Genomic DNA, 15,992 nt, shown 5'->3' on the forward strand with positions numbered 1-15,992 from the left:
GCCGCCGCGGCTGCCGCAAGGGGCAGGGCGGCCGGCGCGCCCGACAGTCAGGACAACCTGCAGGACGGCTGGGGAATATCGTTTGAAAATAGGGCGTGAAATGCTTAATACAGTCTCAGAAACAGACAATGGGGCCATAATGGCGCAAGTGCATCAGGATAAAGGTACGAAATGGCTGGAGCAGGCCGGCGTCCGCCCGACGCGGCAGCGCGCCATTCTCGCGCGCCTGCTGGTGGGCGACGGCAAGCATCGCCATGTCACCGCCGAAAGCCTGTTCGAAGCGGCCAAGCGGGAGGGCGACAGCGTTTCCCTCGCCACCGTCTACAACACCCTGCGCGCGTTCTGCGAAGCCGGTCTGCTGCAGGAAGTGACCGTCGACGGATCTAAGAGCTACTTCGATACCAACACGCATGATCACCCGCATTTCTACTGGGAAGACGACGGCAAGCTGACGGACGCCGCCTCTGACCAACTGATCATCTCGAATCTGCCGGATGCCCCCGACGGTGCGGAGATCGCCTCGGTGGATGTCGTGATCCGCCTGCGACGCAAGTCCTGATCCGGCAGGGGCGGGCACCGGTGACCCATCCGCTCATTTCCCGAGAACACATCGACGCCTACCAGCGCGACGGCGTGGTGCTGATCAGGGGCTTGTTCGCCGATCATGTCGAAACGCTGCGCGCCGGCATCGAACGCAACATGGCCGCGCCCGGTCCCTATGCATCCAACAACGACAAGCCGGGCGAGACCGGGCGGTTCTTCGACGACTACTGCAACTGGCAGGACATACCCGAATTCCGCGAGGTGATCCTCGGGTCTGACGCGGCGCAGGTCGCGGCGGAACTGATGCAGAGCGAAAGCGCGCAGCTTTTCCACGATCACGTTCTGGTCAAGGAGCCGGGCACCTCCATGGCGACACCCTGGCATCAGGACGGGCCCTACTACTTCGTCGAGGGGCGCCAGACCCTCAGCTTCTGGTCGCCGCTCGATCCGGTGCGCGAAGCGTCGCTGCGCTGTGTCGCGGGTTCGCACCTTTGGGACAAGCCGGTCCTGCCTACCCGATGGGTCAAGGGCGACCCCTTCTTCGATCCGGAACCCTACATGCCCGTGCCCGATCCGGAGGCCGAAGGCATGAAGATTCTTGAATGGGAAATGGCGCCCGGCGATGCGGTGGCCTTCAATTTCGGCGTGCTGCACGGTGCACGGGGCAACAGCACCGTGGCGCGGCGACGGGCCTTTTCGCTCAGGCTGGTAGGCGACGACGCCCGCTATGTCGAGCGGCCCGGCCCGACCTCGCCACCCTTTCCGGGGCATGACATGGTGCCGGGTCAGAAACTGAGAGAGGACTGGTTCCCGGTGCTCTGGCCCGCCTGACACGATCCGGACCGGTTCAGAACCACTGTCCGGGTTCCATCAGCCCCAAATCCAGCAACTGACGTGAATGCCATTCGAACGGCGCGGAGTTGTGCCATTTGAAGGTGTCGATCTCGTGCCGGCTGCCGGGATTGCTTTTCAAGGCCTTGGCGGTGCGAAAGGAACAGATCGCCGCCGTGATGTTGTGATGCCACGGGCAGGCGTAGGTATTGTATTCCTCGTCGTTGAACGTGTGGTCCCAGCGCAGCCGCAGTCCCTTCTTCGCGCGGAACAGCGCGATGCGGTCTATCTTGCGGCGCACCGCGGGGACGTGTTCCTCGAACCGCCAGCGCAGGCCGCCGAAGAAGTCGAGCTGCCTTTCCTTAGGGTGGCCGTGGTTCGTTTCGTCAGGCCGCGCAAGCGCGTAGTATCCCGACCGGTCCATGTGCGCCTGATCCAGCGATACCGCGTTGGGATACCGCGACAGGTCTTCGGCATAGAGGTCGACGACGTAGGTCAGCATCGCATCCCGGCGTTCCTCGCCATGAAAGGCGAGCAATTCGATGACGTTGCGTGTCTCGCAGAACGGGTGGAACAGGTATTCCGCGTTGAAGCAGTAATACAGCCATTGCCCCGGCACCGCCTCGATCATCCGGTTGACGGCGTCCTCCATCGCACCTTCGGCGCTCGTTTCATAATCCACTCGCAGGACCGTGTCCTGAAGGTCGCGAGGCAGGTCGAACAGGTCGGGCATCAGGGCGATCACGCTGGTGAAACCCGCCTGCTGATGGTGCCGCAGCGTGGTCGCCACCTCGACGTCGTCCTCGACCATGATGATCGCCACCGGCCCCTTGGCCAGCGCGGCGGCATTCTCCTTGATCATGGCGGTCAGGCTGGCGTACTGCATGCGCTCGCTCGTTGTGGTTTTGTGCCGCAGAATCGGTTAATTCCCGGTGCATTGCAAGCCTTGCCGCGCCCTGTTAGACGACACTCTCTCCCGCACCAGGACAGAACCGATGACCAAGAAGCTCTTTATCAAGACCTACGGCTGTCAGATGAACGTCTACGACAGCGAACGCATGGCCGAGGCGCTGGGCGGGCAGGGATACGTCGAAACGGCCACGCCCGAAGACGCGGACATGATCCTGCTCAACACCTGCCACATCCGCGAGAAGGCCGCGGAAAAGGTATACTCCGAGCTGGGCCGGCTGAAGCCGCTCAAGGAGCTGAACCCGGAACTCAAGATCGGCGTGGCAGGCTGTGTCGCCCAGGCGGAGGGAGAGGAGATCATGCGCCGCCAGCCCGCCGTTGACCTGGTCGTCGGCCCGCAGACCTACCACCGCCTGCCCGAGATGGAGGCGCGGGTGCGGTCGGGCCTGCCGGCGCTGGACACCGATTTCCCGGCGGAGGACAAGTTCGATCATCTGAAGGGCCGTCCGAAAGCCCGGCGCGCGCCCGCCGCGTTTCTCACGGTGCAGGAAGGCTGCGACAAGTTCTGCGCCTTCTGCGTCGTGCCCTATACCCGCGGCGCCGAAGTGTCGCGCCCCGCGGCCCGCGTGCTGGAGGAAGCCCGCGACCTCGTGGAACGGGGCGTGCGGGAGGTGACGCTGCTGGGCCAGAACGTCAACGCCTACCACGGCGGCATGACACTGGCCGGCCTGATCCGGGAGCTCGCTCGCATCGACGGGCTGGAGCGTATCCGCTACACCACCAGCCACCCCAATGACATGGGCGACGATCTGATCGCGGCGCATGCCGAGGTGGAAGAACTGATGCCCTACCTTCACCTGCCCGTGCAATCGGGCAGCGACCGCATTCTCAAGCGGATGAACCGCAGCCATACGGCGGAAAGCTACCTGCAGCTGATCGAACGCATCCGCGTCGCGCGGCCCGACATCGTGCTGTCAGGCGATTTCATCGTGGGTTTCCCGGAAGAGACGGATGCGGATTTCGAGGCGACGATGGAGCTGGTCCGGCAGGTGCGCTACGGCTACGCGTTCTCGTTCAAGTATTCGTCGCGCCCCGGCACACCGGCGGCGGAACGGCCCGGCGTCGACCCGGACGTGGCGGATGACCGGCTGCAACGGTTGCAGGCGTTGATCACCGAACACCAGCGCGAGATCCAGGACAGCATGGTCGGACGCGAGATGGACGTTCTCGTGGAAAAGCCGGGGCGCAACCCCGGCCAGATGATCGGCAAGTCGCCCTATCTGCACTCCGTCCATATCGAGGGCGGCACGGCCGCGGTGGGCGACATCGCGCGGGTCAGGATCCTGGACGCCAAGACCAATTCGCTGGGCGGCGTCCAGGTCTGAGCCCGTTTCAGTAGTTGTGGCGGCGGTGCGAGCCGGGATCGGCCCAGATCCGCTCCATCGTCTCTTTCATCGCGTCGGGACGGCCGACAAGGTTCTTGTCCCGGCAGATGCGCGTCGCGATGGCATCCGCGGTGGAAAAGTCGTAGCCGACGGAGACAAGGCTATCGACGAACACCGCGTTCGGGCGGTCCCAGATGACCTCGTTCCACGGGCCGCGCCAGCAGCTCACCACGATCCGGTTTCCCGACGGGCCGTAGTTGCCATAGTGATAGCTGTAGGTCTTGTGTCTCTTGTGGTCCGCGGCAGCCGGTACGGCCACGGCGGCCACGATGGCAGCCAGTACAATTTTCTTGATCATTTACCACACCCCGGTGTTGTGGCCGAACGGCTCGGCCTTGCAGATAGTCCACTTCAGCCCCATGAGATGCGGATGGCAGTCCGTGCGGCTGACGTTGAACGGCATGATACGACGATTAAGGCACGGCGGAGCTAATTCAAGACAATTTTTGGGCGTTTGCGCGCAGTTGGGAAACAATGCCTCCACCTTTCCGTGCATTGTCACGCCAGCGGTATCAATGACGCGAAAACCACCTGACCGGCGCCTGTTTCTGCCCGGCGACTGATACCGTTTTCACCCCGCCGGTCAATCGGCGCCAGCCCCGGCGGTCGGATCGTCCCGCGGCCTTTCAGGGCCCCGTATGACACCAGTTGGCCCCCATGGCGGCGCGGCGCGGCGGCGGCCTGGGAAACCGGCATTCCGTTCAAACCTGAAATTATCAGGCTATTTCATTGTTTGCGCGGCGAAAACCGCCCCAATTCGAGTCATACCCGCTTCACAGCCGATGAAAACTTTCCTAACCTCGCGGTATCTGCTGGGCCCTGTGGATCTGCTGTGCGGGGCTCTCTTGGGGGAATAATAAAGGAAAATAGCTGTGGTGAACTTCATCTCCAAAGCGATCCGCACCGTGGCGAGCCTGTCGCTGGTGGCGGCACTCGCCTTGCACGCGTCAGCTGCCGACGCGCAAACCCGGTCGCAGGAGGGCCGCGACAAGGGGGTCTACATCCCGACCATCTGGGTCGACCCGGACGGCTGCGAACACTGGGTCATGGACGACGGTGCGGAAGGCTACATGTCGCCTCATGTCACGCGCCAGGGGATCCCGGTGTGCCGGCGGGGCAATGTCTGCGGCGTGATGAACACGGACCAGTTCTTCGCCACCGACAGCTACCGCATCCACAAGGCGGGCCGCGCAAGGCTTCTGAACTTCTTCCAGACCACCGGTGCGGTCAGCTACATCATTACCGGCCACACCGACAGCCGCGCCTCCGATGCCTACAACATGCGGCTGAGCTACAACCGCGCCAACGCCGTCGCCTCGATTGCCAACCAGGCGGGCGCGCGCATCGCGGACGTGCGCGGCTACGGAGAGCGGATGCCGGCGGCATCCAACAACACCGCCGCAGGCATGGCCAAGAACCGCCGCGTCGAAATCATCTGCATTCGCTGAGGGGACAGTCACGTGATCAAAACGAAAATTCTTCTTGTGACCCTCTGCGGTTTCGGCCTGTCGGCCTGCGCCGACTACGAGGGCGCGCTGGGCCGGGGCTATCCGTCCGACAAATCCATCGACCGCGGCATCGACCGCAAGCACCTCAGCCAGCTTCAGGCGGGGATCTGGGTCGATCCGAACGGCTGCGACCACTGGATCATCGACGACGGGGTCGAAGGCTACCTGTCGCAGCGGCTGGACAAGTACGGCAAGCCGGTCTGCTCCGGCGTGGCACCGCCGAACCACACCGTCAGTGACTTCAAAGGCGGCTCCACCATCCCGGATCCGAACTGATTTGACCTTTCGTGGCGCGATATCGGGGCCGGCGTGTTGCACACGCCGGCCCTTTTCCTATGCTTGTCACAACCGAGTCTGCCACTTCGGCCTCGTACCTCAACCAAGGAGCCTCCCTTGTCCCCAAGCGACCTGACCACTGCGCCGGATGCCCCGGTGGACCGTGTGCTGGAATTTCCCGACAACCGCCTGCTGATCGACCTCTGCGGCCCTTTCGACGCGCATCTTGCCTCGATCGAGAACGCGCTGGAGGTGCAGATCGTGCGCCGCGGCAATCACCTGAGCGTGCTGGGCGAAGCCGACGCCGCCGATCGCGCCGCCGCGCTGCTCAACACGCTCTACGCCCGGCTCGAGGGCGGACGGTCGGTGGAACCGGCGGACATCGACAGCGCCCTGCGCATGGGCGGGTCCGAGGCCGGCACGGGGGTGCGGGCAGGCGACCAGATCGAGATGCAGATCGGCGAAACGGTCGAGATCCACACCCGGAAGAAGCGGGTGGAGCCGCGCACCGCCGCTCAGAAGGCCTACGTGCGGTCTCTGTTCGACAACGAGCTGGCCTTCGGCATCGGACCGGCCGGCACCGGCAAGACCTATCTCGCCGTGGCGGTCGGCGTGTCGATGTTCATCGGCGGGCACGTGGACCGCATCATCCTCAGCCGCCCCGCGGTGGAGGCGGGGGAGAAACTGGGCTACCTGCCCGGTGACATGAAGGACAAGGTCGATCCCTACATGCAGCCGCTCTACGACGCCTTGAACGACTTCCTGCCGGGCAAGCAACTTGCCAAGCTGCTGGAGGAAAAACGGATCGAGATTGCGCCATTGGCCTTCATGCGCGGCCGCACGCTGTCGAACGCGTTTGTCGTACTGGACGAGGCGCAGAACGCGACATCGATGCAGATGAAGATGTTTCTGACCCGTCTGGGCGAAGGGTCGCGCATGGTCATTACCGGCGACCGGACGCAGGTCGACCTGCCGCGCGGGGTGCCGTCAGGCCTTGCGGATGCGGAGCGGCTGCTGAAATCGATCCCCAAGATCAGCTTCAACTACTTCACGTCCAAGGACGTGGTACGGCACCCGCTGGTGGCGGCCATCATCGAAGCCTACGAGGCAGACCTGGGCACCGGGTGATGCACAGCACTGCCCTTGGCCTGCCTGCGCGGAACGAACGCGGTGGATGAACTTTCCGTGATAATCGAGGATGCGCGCTGGGAGGCGCTGGACCTCGACTCCCTCGCGGCAAAAGCGATCGGCGCGGCGCTGGCGGATCGTGGTCTGGACCCCGACGGCTGCGAGGTCACCGTGCTGGCCTGCGACGACGACCGCATCGCGGTCCTGAACGGCGACTTCCGCGACAAGCCGGTTCCGACCAACGTGCTGAGCTGGCCCGCCGAGGACCGCGCGCCCGGCACGCCCGGCGATATTCCGCGCCCGCCCCGGCCGGGCATTGACGGGCTGTGCGAACTCGGCGACATCGCGATCAGCTATGACACCTGCGACCGCGAGGCGCAGGCGGCGCGCAGGCCGATGTCGGAACATGTTGCGCATCTGCTCGTTCACGGTGTGCTGCATCTTTTGGGCTACGACCACGAAACCGATGCCGACGCGGCCCTTATGGAGGGGCTCGAGGTCAAAATACTTGGCAAAATGGGTCTGGATGACCCATATAGGGAATGAAGGGGCGATGCCCGATACTCTTAGACAGGACCCAATGGGCGACACAGACGGATCTTCTACCGCAGCGCATAGCGCGCTTGACGAAGAAAATTTCGAGGAACACGACGACAGCCACGCCAGACAGGGCAGCTTTTTCTCGCGTGTGATCGGGGCGCTCAGCCCCTCGGATTCAGATGAGGACGACGATGTGACGCCACCACCGGTGGATCGTGTCAGCACGCGCGGGATGATGAACCTGCGTCGCATGCGGGTCGACGACGTGTCGATCCCCAAGGCGGACATCATCGCCGTCCCCGTGACGGCATCGCTGGACGAGCTGGTCGAGGTGTTCAAGGACAGCGGCATGACCCGCCTGCCGGTCTACGACGGCACCCTCGACAGCCCCGTCGGCATGGCCCACCTCAAGGATCTCGCGCTGCAATACGGCTTCAACGGTCACGGTCACGATTTCGACATGGCCAGCATGCTGCGCCCCCTGCTGTTCGTACCGCCGAGCATGACCATCGGCGTGCTTCTGACCAAGATGCAGACCGAACGCCGCCACATGGCGCTCGTGATCGACGAATATGGCGGCGTGGACGGTCTCGTGACCATCGAGGATCTGATCGAACAGGTCATCGGGGAAATCGAGGACGAACACGACGTGGACGAGGGCAAGAACTGGACGGTGGAGAAACCCGGCGTCTACCTCGCCCTGGCAAAGACCCCGCTGGACGAGTTCGAGGCCGAGATCGGTCATTCCCTGACGGACCACGATACCGTGGACGAAGAGGAAATCGATACGCTGGGCGGGCTGGTCTTCATGCTTTCGGGCCGCGTGCCGGCGCGCGGAGAAGTCGTGCTGCACCCCGACGGGCCGGAGTTCGAGGTGATCGAGGCCGATCCGCGCCGGATCAAGAGACTGCGGGTACGGACCACCGGAGCTTCGGGATGACCCGACGCCTCGCGGCGTGGCAGGTACTCCTTCTGGCGGCGCTTTTCGGGGCAGGGGCCGCTTTTGGCCAGCAACCCTACGACCTGCCGCCACTCATGCTGCTGGGACTGATCGGTGCCGCCTGGCTGTTCGTTGGGCGCGTGACACCGGGACAGGCGGCATGGACCGGCTGGGCGTTCGGGCTGGGCTACTTCATGCACGCGCTGCAATGGATCGTCTCGCCCTTCATGGTGGACGTGGCGCGTCACGGCTGGATGGCGCCCTTCGCGCTGGTGTTCCTGGCGGCAGGGATGGCGCTGTTCTGGGGCGCGGCGTTCTGGGGCGGGCGCAAGCTGTCGCGCACGGGCCCCTGGGCGCTGATCCCCTGCTGGGTCGCGGCGGAACTGGTGCGCGCCTACATCTTCACCGGGTTTCCATGGGCAAGCCCCGCGCAATCGACGGTCGGTGTTCTTGCCGGGCAGACGCTGGCCTGGATCGGACCGCACGGTCTGAACGTGATCCTGATCGGCGCGGCGGTCTGGGGGGCGACGGCCCTGACATCGCGGCCAGCCCTGCACTGGCGCCTGCTGCGCGAGGCGAGCCTGCTGGTGCTGCTGGTGGCACTTCTGCTGCCCGTGCCCGATCGCGACGCACCGCTGTCGGGCCATACCATCCGACTGGTACAGCCGAATGCCGCGCAAAAGGACAAGTGGGATCCGGACAAGATCCCGGTGTTCTTCCAGCGCCAGCTGCAATACACGGCCGCCCCGCCCGAGGGAGCGGCGCCGGACCTCGTGCTGTGGTCCGAGACCGCGATCCCATGGAACCTCGAATGGGCCGGCACCGCGCTGGAGGAAATCGCCCGCGCCGGGGCTGACGCCCCCGTGGCGCTTGGCGTGCAGCGCAGCGACGACCTGCGCTATTTCAACGCGATGATCACCCTCGACCAGAGCGGCGCGGTCACCCAGACTTACGACAAGCACCATCTGGTACCCTTCGGCGAGTACATGCCGCTGGGCGACTTCCTGGCCCGGTTCGGCATCTACGGGCTGGCCGCCAACCAGGGCCACGGGTACACGGCCGGGCCCGGGGCGCGGCTGCTGGATTTCGGCCCGCTCGGCCGGGCGCTGCCGCTGATCTGCTACGAAGCGGTCTTTGCACATGACGTGAACGCGGCGCCGGAACGGCCCGATTTCCTGATCCAGATCACCAACGACGCCTGGTTCGGGCGCGGGGCGGGACCGCGACAGCATCTGGCGCAGGCGCGGATGCGGGCCATCGAACAGGGACTGCCGCTGGCGCGGGTGGCAAACACCGGGATCTCGGCCATGATCGACCCGCAGGGACGTGTGACCGCCAGCCTGCCGCTGAACACCGCCGGGTTCCTTGACGCGGCGCTTCCCGCGCCTGCCGCGGTGACGCCCTATCGCCGCACCGGGGACCTGCCGGTCGCGCTGTTCGTGCTGCTTGCACTGGCGGCCTGTGGCCTGCACGCCCGGCGGCGGGGGCAGGGCCGCCCTTAGCGATTGACCTTGGCGCAATGCCCCGATAAGCCAGCGAAATCGCGCCACAACGGCTTCCTGACGTGGCGTCTGCATTTTAACTGGAGCACGACATGTCCCGACAGAATTATACCTTCACCTCGGAATCCGTTTCCGAGGGGCACCCCGACAAGGTGTGCGACCGCATTTCAGACGCCATCCTCGATGCGTTCATTGCGGAGGAACCGGAAGCCCGCGTCGCGGCGGAGACTTTCGCCACCACCAACCGCGTGGTGATCGGAGGAGAGGTCGGGCTGTCCGACAAGTCCAAGCTGGACTCGTACCTCGAGAAGGTCGAGGACATCGCGCGGGCCTGCATCAAGGACATCGGCTACGAGCAGGACGAGTTTCACCACGCCACCTGCGAGATCACCAACCTGCTGCACCCGCAGTCGGCTCACATCGCGCAGGGCGTGAACGCGGCCGAGAACAAGGACGAAGGTGCGGGCGACCAGGGCATCATGTTCGGCTTCGCCACCGACGAGACGCCGGAACTGATGCCGGCGCCGATCCACTACGCGCATGCCATCCTGCGGCGCCTTGCCGAGGTGCGCAAGGACGGCTCCGAGCCGACCCTGCGCCCGGATGCCAAGAGCCAGCTTTCGGTCATCTACGAGAACGGCAAGCCGGTGGGCGTCAGCTCCATCGTGCTGTCGACCCAGCACGAAAGCGAAAGCCAGACCAGCGCCGATATCCGCGCCATCGTGGAACCCTACATCCGCGAGGTTCTGCCCGAGGGCTGGATCCGCGACGACACGGTCTGGCACGTGAACCCCACCGGCACCTTCGTGATCGGCGGGCCGGACGGCGACGCGGGCTTGACGGGACGCAAGATCATCGTGGACACCTACGGCGGGGCCGCCCCGCACGGCGGCGGTGCGTTCTCGGGCAAGGATCCGACCAAGGTGGACCGCTCCGCCGCCTATGCCGCGCGCTACCTCGCGAAGAACGTGGTGGCCTCGGGCATGGCCGCGAAGTGCACGATCCAGCTGTCCTATGCCATCGGCGTCAGTGAACCGCTGTCGATCTATTGCGACACCCACGGCACCGGCGAGGTCGAGGACGCGGCGGTGGAGAAGGCGATTCGTTCGGTGATGAGCCTGACACCCCGTGGCATCCGCGAGCAATTGCAGCTCAACAAGCCGATCTACGCCCGGACGGCCGCCTACGGCCACTTCGGTCGCGCCCCCGAAGCGGACGGCGGTTTCAGCTGGGAACGGACCGATCTGGCGGACAAGCTGAAGGCAGCGGTCTGACCACCGGGCGCGCGGCGCGACGCCCGCGCTGTCCTAACAGGACGCTGCCACATGGCACAGGACAGGGCGGCCCTTTCGGGGGCCGCTTTTTCGTTTGCGGGCCTCGGGCGGGGAAGCTAAAGCGCTTGGCATGAGCGAACCCGTCAGACCCCGCCGCAACTTCTATGGCCGCCTCAAGGGCAAGGCGCTGAAGAAGTCCCAGAAAACCTACCTCGACGAGGACCTCGAGGCCTTGTCGCCCGGCCCGGTGAGCTGGGAGGCAAACCCCGAACGCCATCCGCTCGACCTTGGCGCGCGTTTCGGCGACAGGCCGGTCTGGCTGGAGATCGGTTTCGGCGGCGGCGAACATCTGGTGCACCAGGCCACGCGGAATCCGCAGGTGGGGATCATCGGCTGCGAGCCCTACATCAACGGGGTCGCCATGTTGCTGGGCAAGATCCGGCGCGCCGGGGTCGACAACCTTGCCGTGCATCCGGGCGACGCCCGCGACCTCTTTGACGTCCTGCCCGAGGCGACGGTCCAGCGGGCCTTCCTGCTGTATCCCGATCCTTGGCCGAAAGCGCGGCATCATCGCCGCCGCTTCGTCACCCCCGAGCACCTGGAACCGTTGTCGCGGGTCATGGCGACCGGCGCGATCCTGAGGATCGCCACCGACATCGAGGACTACGTCCGGCAAACGCTGGAAGAGGTGCCTCGGCACGGGTTCGAGTGGCTGGCCGAAGGGCCGAGGGACTGGCGCACCCCCTGGGACGACTGGCTGTCGACGCGCTATGAACAGAAGGCGCTGCGGGAGGGGCGCAGGCCGCACTATCTGACCTTCCGCCGGACCTGACTGCGCGGGCCGGGGGCCCGCACGCGATTTCATTGATTTGGCGCTGCCAAATCGGTGCGAGACGCTGTCTCGCGCTCTGGAGTACTTGTCGGCATAAAGAAGCGGGAAGCCGGCATGGACCCCGCGCGGGGCGTAGGGTAGAAACCGCCGGAAACAGGTAAGGACGTTCAGATGTCAGCCCACGGTGACCCCATTCCGATGACCTCGCAGGCCTGCGGACCGCTGACCGGCACGGCCGATGTTCCCGGCGACAAGTCGATTTCGCACCGGTCGCTGATCCTCGGCGCCATGGCGGTGGGGGAAACCACGATCACCGGTCTGCTCGAGGGGCAGGACGTGCTGGACACCGCGCGGGCGATGCGCGCCTTCGGGGCGCAGGTGGTCGATCACGGTGGCGGCCGCTGGTCGGTGCACGGCGTCGGTGTGGGTGGCTTCGCCGAGCCGGACAACGTGATCGACTGCGGTAACTCGGGCACGGGGGTGCGGCTGATCATGGGCGCCATGGCAACCTCTCCGATCACCGCGACCTTTACCGGGGATGCCAGCCTGAATGGCCGGCCGATGGCGCGGGTGACGGACCCGTTGTCGCTGTTCGGGTGCGTGGCGGTGGGGCGCGCGGGCGGACGGCTGCCGATGACCCTCGTGGGGGCGGCGGAACCGGTGCCGGTGCGCTACGCCGTGCCGGTGCCGTCGGCGCAGGTGAAGTCGGCGGTGCTGCTGGCGGGGCTGAATGCCCCGGGACAGACCGTCGTGATCGAGGCGGAAGCGACGCGCGACCACACGGAGCGGATGCTGGCGGGCTTCGGTGCCGAGGTCACGGTGGAAGAAACGGCGGAGGGCCGGGTCATCACCCTCACGGGCCAGCCCGAGCTGTCGCCGCAGCATATCGAGGTGCCGCGCGATCCGTCTTCGGCGGCCTTCCCGGTCTGCGCGGCGTTGATCGTGCCCGGATCGGACGTGCTGGTGCCGGGGATCGGGCTGAACCCGACGCGGGCGGGATTGTTCACCACGCTGCGCGAGATGGGTGCCGACCTGACCTATGAGAACGAACGCGAGGAAGGCGGCGAGCCCGTGGCGGACCTGCGGGCGCGGTTCTCGCCGGATCTGCGCGGCATCTCGGTGCCGCCGGAGCGGGCGGCGAGCATGATCGACGAATATCCCGTGCTGTCGGTGGTCGCGGCCTTTGCCGAAGGCCGCACCGAGATGCGCGGGGTGAAGGAGCTGCGGGTCAAGGAGAGCGACCGGATCGACGCCATGGCGCGGGGGCTGCGCGCCAACGGGATCGAGGTCGAGGAAGGCCCAGACTGGTGGGCCGTCACCGGCCGCGGGCATGGCAAGGTTCCGGGGGGGGCGACCTGTGCCAGCCAGCTCGACCACCGGATCGCCATGTCGTTCCTGATACTCGGCATGGCCGCCAACGCGCCGGTAGACGTGGATGACGCGGGGCCGATCGCGACGTCCTTCCCGATCTTCGAGCCGCTGATGCAGCGGCTGGGCGCCAGGATCAGCCGGGGTGCCGCATGATGCTGAACGGTTTCACGGTCGCGATCGACGGTCCGGCGGCGTCGGGCAAGGGCACGATTTCCAAGGCGGTGGCGCGGCATTTCGGGTTCGCCCATCTCGACACGGGGCTGCTGTACCGGGCGGTCGGCGCGCGGGTTCTTGACGGCGAACTTCCCGAGGATGCCGCGCGGGCACTGGTGCCGGCGGACCTGGAGGACGACCGGCTGCGGTCGCCCGAGGTGGCGCAGGAGGCAAGCCGGGTCGCCGCGGTGCCCGAGGTCCGGGCGCTGCTGGTCGATTTCCAGCGCAGCTTCGCCGCCCGCGCCGGGGGGGCGGTTCTGGACGGGCGCGACATCGGCACGGTGATCTGTCCGGACGCGCAGGTGAAGATGTTCGTGACGGCCCGAGCGGATGTGCGGGCGCGTCGGCGGTTCGAGGAACTGCGGGGCAAGGGGGTCGACACCACGTTCGAGGCGGTGCTGGCCGATGTCGAGGCGCGGGACGCGCGCGACATGGGGCGCGCCGATGCCCCGCTGCGCCCCGCGCCGGACGCGGTGCAGGTCGACACCTCGAACCTGGCGATCGACGCGGCCGTGGAGGCCGCCGTCGCGCTGATTGCGGAAAAGCTGCCCGCCCGCGGCTGACGCCGACATGCCCTTGCGCAGCGTCACGGCATCTGGCCCGCGGGCGGAACCGCGCTATCTCAGGCGCGAGTGAAGCAAGGAGACCCTCGATGAAATCCGCAAAAGACTACCTGGATGAAGCCAATGCAACCGTGCCGAAGATGAGCGCCGAGGACGCGATCGCCAAGCACGCCGAAGGCAACGGCGTGTTCGTCGACGTCCGCGACAGCGGTGACATCGCCAAGAGCGGCACCATCGCCGGGGCGCACCGCATCCCGCGCGGGATGATGGAGTTCCGCGCCGATCCGGCGATGGAGCAGTTCTACAACCCCGCCCTCAAGAAGGATGCCGAAATCTACCTGATCTGCGGCGCCGGCGGACAGGCCGCCTTGGCGGGCAAGACGCTTCAGACCATGGGATACACCAATGTGACGAACATCGGCGGTTTCCCCGGCTGGAAAGAGGCGGGCGGCCCGACCGAAGAGGGATGATGCCCTGACCGGAGGCTTCGCCGTTCGCGCAAGTCAGGCGGCGAAGTCCCGCAGCACCCTGCCGGCATTGACCGTCGTGCGGGCGCCGTTGTGCATCGACAGCTGCCCGTTCACCAGCACGTGGGCGATCCCGCTGGCATAGCGCCGCAGGTCGCGCGCGGTGGCGTTGCTGGTGATCGTGGCCGGATCGAACACGCAGATATCCGCGTTGTAGCCCGGCAGCAGGCTGCCCCTGTCCGCCAGTCCCAGCCGCCGGGCGGGGACCGATGTTATCTTCTGCACGCCGGCTTCGAGGCCCAGCACGTTGCGGTCGCGGACGTAGTACTGCAGGAACCGCGCGGCCCAGCCGTAGCCCGAGAGGGATCCGACGTGATCCTTCAGGATGCCTTCGTTCGCGACGGCGACGGTGTCCGATATCACCGCGCATTCCGGTTGCGACAGGCACAGGTCCACGTCGTCGTCCTTGAAGGATTTGGATGACCAGATCGCGCCTGACAGGTTGTCGCCTTCCTCGAGCAGGATATCGAGAACCGCATCGTAGGGATCGACGCCGCGCATCCGGCCGATCTCTTCGAAGTCGGCCCCGATCAGGTCCTTGTTCTCGGTCGCGTTGAGCAGGACGACGTCCTGCCACTTGCGGGCCTTGACGATCAGCCACATCGGCTTGGGGTTGGCCTTGATCTTCTCGCGGGCTTCCGGGTCCTTGAGACGGGCGAGCAGGGCGGCGTGGCCGCCTTCCTGCGCCCATTTCGGCAGGATCGCGGCCATCAGCGTGTGGTTCCAGTCGTGCGGGATCACGTCGAAGGCGATGTTTACGTCGTGGCGGCGAGCGACCTCGATCATCTCGAGCGTGTGTTCCATGGCGTGCCGGGGGGCGCCGAACTTGGGCTGGATGTGCGAAATCTGCAACCGCGCGCCCGACTGGCGGGCGGTCGAAATGGCTTCGGCAAAGCCGAGGTCGTATTCGGTGTCGCGGTTGCGCACATGCGTGGCGTAGAGCCTGCCGCGCTTTGCCGCGACTTCGCACATCGGCACCAGGTGTTCGGGCGACGCGAGGATACCGGGCCAGTATTCCAGCCCGGTGGAGAAGCCGCCGGCGCCTTCGTCCATCGCCTGGTCCACCATCCTCGCCATCTCAGAGATCTCGTGCGGTTCGCCCGCGCGCAGCTGGTCGCCCAGCACGGCGCGGTGGATGGTGCCGTGCCCGACGAAGGCCATCACGTTCACGCCCAGTTCGGTGTGTTCGAGCGCATCCAGATAGTCGCCGAAGCTGCGCCAGTCGGCGCGATGGGGACCTTCGGTGTACCACGGAGAGACGGACTTGATCGCGCCGTGCGAGCAGACGGGCGCGCAGCTGATGCCGCACTGGCCGACCACCTCGGTGGTGACCCCCTGGTGCACCTGGCTTTCGGCGCGGCCATCCGCGATGAGTGTAAAATCCGAATGGGTGTGCATGTCGATGAAGCCGGGCGCCACCGTCAGGCCGGTGACGTCTATCACGTTGGCGGCCCCGGCCGCATCGAGGTCACCGACCTCGACGATCTTGCCACGGGTGATGCCGACATCGCCCGCGAAGGCGGCCCGTCCGGTGCCGTCGATCACGGTGCCGCCCCTGAGGATGGTATCGAACAACGCGGTCTCCTTTTC

The 15,992-nt window shown here is 66.1% G+C and carries 17 protein-coding genes and 1 riboswitch; of the genes, 14 read left to right on the top strand and 3 right to left on the bottom strand.

The annotated features are described in order from the left end of the window. Positions 1–139 precede the first annotated feature (139 nt). On the top strand, positions 140–559 hold the full coding sequence (irrA, locus tag BOO69_RS04570; protein ID WP_071970729.1) for an iron response transcriptional regulator IrrA: 420 nt from the start codon (positions 140–142) through the stop codon (positions 557–559). Between the two features lie 20 nt (positions 560–579). Further along, positions 580–1,374, top strand: a complete 795-nt coding sequence (locus tag BOO69_RS04575; RefSeq protein ID WP_071970731.1) for a phytanoyl-CoA dioxygenase family protein — start codon at positions 580–582, stop codon at positions 1,372–1,374. Between the two features lie 16 nt (positions 1,375–1,390). Here BOO69_RS04575 and BOO69_RS04580 read toward each other — a convergent pair whose 3' ends face one another. Beyond that, the gene (locus BOO69_RS04580; protein ID WP_071970733.1) at positions 1,391–2,260 is read right to left on the bottom strand and encodes a hypothetical protein; all 870 of its coding nucleotides are present in this window, start codon (positions 2,258–2,260) and stop codon (positions 1,391–1,393) included. 109 nt (positions 2,261–2,369) lie between these two features. Between BOO69_RS04580 and miaB the strand changes: the two genes are divergently transcribed. Then, the gene (miaB, locus tag BOO69_RS04585) at positions 2,370–3,668 is read left to right on the top strand and encodes a tRNA (N6-isopentenyl adenosine(37)-C2)-methylthiotransferase MiaB (RefSeq protein WP_071970735.1); all 1,299 of its coding nucleotides are present in this window, start codon (positions 2,370–2,372) and stop codon (positions 3,666–3,668) included. A gap of 7 nt (positions 3,669–3,675) precedes the next feature. Here the strand turns inward: miaB and BOO69_RS04590 are convergent, their stop codons facing one another. Further along, on the bottom strand, positions 3,676–4,026 hold the full coding sequence (locus BOO69_RS04590; RefSeq protein WP_071970737.1) for a hypothetical protein: 351 nt from the start codon (positions 4,024–4,026) through the stop codon (positions 3,676–3,678). A 574-nt stretch (positions 4,027–4,600) separates the two neighbouring features. Between BOO69_RS04590 and BOO69_RS04595 the strand changes: the two genes are divergently transcribed. The 11 genes from BOO69_RS04595 (at position 4,601) to BOO69_RS04645 (ending at position 14,345) form a co-directional block, all read left to right on the top strand. Beyond that, positions 4,601–5,176 carry an OmpA family protein gene (locus BOO69_RS04595; RefSeq protein WP_071970739.1) on the top strand — a complete coding sequence of 192 codons (576 nt, stop codon included), beginning with the start codon at positions 4,601–4,603 and terminating at the stop codon, positions 5,174–5,176. Between the two features lie 12 nt (positions 5,177–5,188). Further along, complete coding sequence (locus BOO69_RS04600; protein ID WP_172839497.1) at positions 5,189–5,512, top strand: hypothetical protein; 324 nt, start codon at positions 5,189–5,191, stop codon at positions 5,510–5,512. Between the two features lie 117 nt (positions 5,513–5,629). Continuing rightward, on the top strand, positions 5,630–6,640 hold the full coding sequence (locus BOO69_RS04605; RefSeq protein WP_071970741.1) for a PhoH family protein: 1,011 nt from the start codon (positions 5,630–5,632) through the stop codon (positions 6,638–6,640). A gap of 42 nt (positions 6,641–6,682) precedes the next feature. Beyond that, positions 6,683–7,186, top strand: a complete 504-nt coding sequence (gene ybeY / locus BOO69_RS04610; RefSeq protein ID WP_071973635.1) for an rRNA maturation RNase YbeY — start codon at positions 6,683–6,685, stop codon at positions 7,184–7,186. 34 nt (positions 7,187–7,220) lie between these two features. Beyond that, positions 7,221–8,120 (top strand): hemolysin family protein, encoded by a 900-nt coding sequence (locus BOO69_RS04615; protein WP_071970743.1) that lies wholly within the window; start codon positions 7,221–7,223, stop codon positions 8,118–8,120. After that, a complete protein-coding gene (gene lnt / locus BOO69_RS04620) occupies positions 8,117–9,622 on the top strand; it encodes an apolipoprotein N-acyltransferase (protein ID WP_071970745.1) in 1,506 nt (501 codons plus the stop codon). The genes BOO69_RS04615 and lnt overlap by 4 nt, the downstream gene beginning before the upstream one ends. A 38-nt stretch (positions 9,623–9,660) precedes the next feature. Further along, a riboswitch (SAM-SAH riboswitch) is annotated at positions 9,661–9,710 on the top strand. A gap of 4 nt (positions 9,711–9,714) precedes the next feature. Then, a complete protein-coding gene (gene metK / locus BOO69_RS04625) occupies positions 9,715–10,896 on the top strand; it encodes a methionine adenosyltransferase (protein ID WP_071970747.1) in 1,182 nt (393 codons plus the stop codon). Positions 10,897–11,026: 130 nt separating this feature from the next. After that, positions 11,027–11,728: a tRNA (guanine(46)-N(7))-methyltransferase TrmB gene (gene trmB / locus BOO69_RS04630; RefSeq protein ID WP_083545449.1), complete on the top strand. Its 702-nt coding sequence runs from the start codon at positions 11,027–11,029 to the stop codon at positions 11,726–11,728. 171 nt (positions 11,729–11,899) lie between these two features. After that, the gene (gene aroA / locus BOO69_RS04635) at positions 11,900–13,252 is read left to right on the top strand and encodes a 3-phosphoshikimate 1-carboxyvinyltransferase (RefSeq protein WP_071970751.1); all 1,353 of its coding nucleotides are present in this window, start codon (positions 11,900–11,902) and stop codon (positions 13,250–13,252) included. Beyond that, positions 13,252–13,875: a (d)CMP kinase gene (locus BOO69_RS04640; RefSeq protein WP_071973636.1), complete on the top strand. Its 624-nt coding sequence runs from the start codon at positions 13,252–13,254 to the stop codon at positions 13,873–13,875. Before aroA ends, BOO69_RS04640 begins: the two co-directional genes overlap by 1 nt. An 89-nt stretch (positions 13,876–13,964) precedes the next feature. Further along, positions 13,965–14,345 carry a rhodanese-like domain-containing protein gene (locus BOO69_RS04645; RefSeq protein WP_071970753.1) on the top strand — a complete coding sequence of 127 codons (381 nt, stop codon included), beginning with the start codon at positions 13,965–13,967 and terminating at the stop codon, positions 14,343–14,345. A 33-nt stretch (positions 14,346–14,378) separates the two neighbouring features. Here BOO69_RS04645 and BOO69_RS04650 read toward each other — a convergent pair whose 3' ends face one another. Continuing rightward, positions 14,379–15,977 (bottom strand): N-acyl-D-amino-acid deacylase family protein, encoded by a 1,599-nt coding sequence (locus tag BOO69_RS04650; RefSeq protein ID WP_071970755.1) that lies wholly within the window; start codon positions 15,975–15,977, stop codon positions 14,379–14,381. Positions 15,978–15,992: the final 15 nt, after the last annotated feature.

Origin of the sequence: Sulfitobacter alexandrii, assembly GCF_001886735.1 — a bacterium.
Taxonomy (GTDB): domain Bacteria; phylum Pseudomonadota; class Alphaproteobacteria; order Rhodobacterales; family Rhodobacteraceae; genus Sulfitobacter; species Sulfitobacter alexandrii.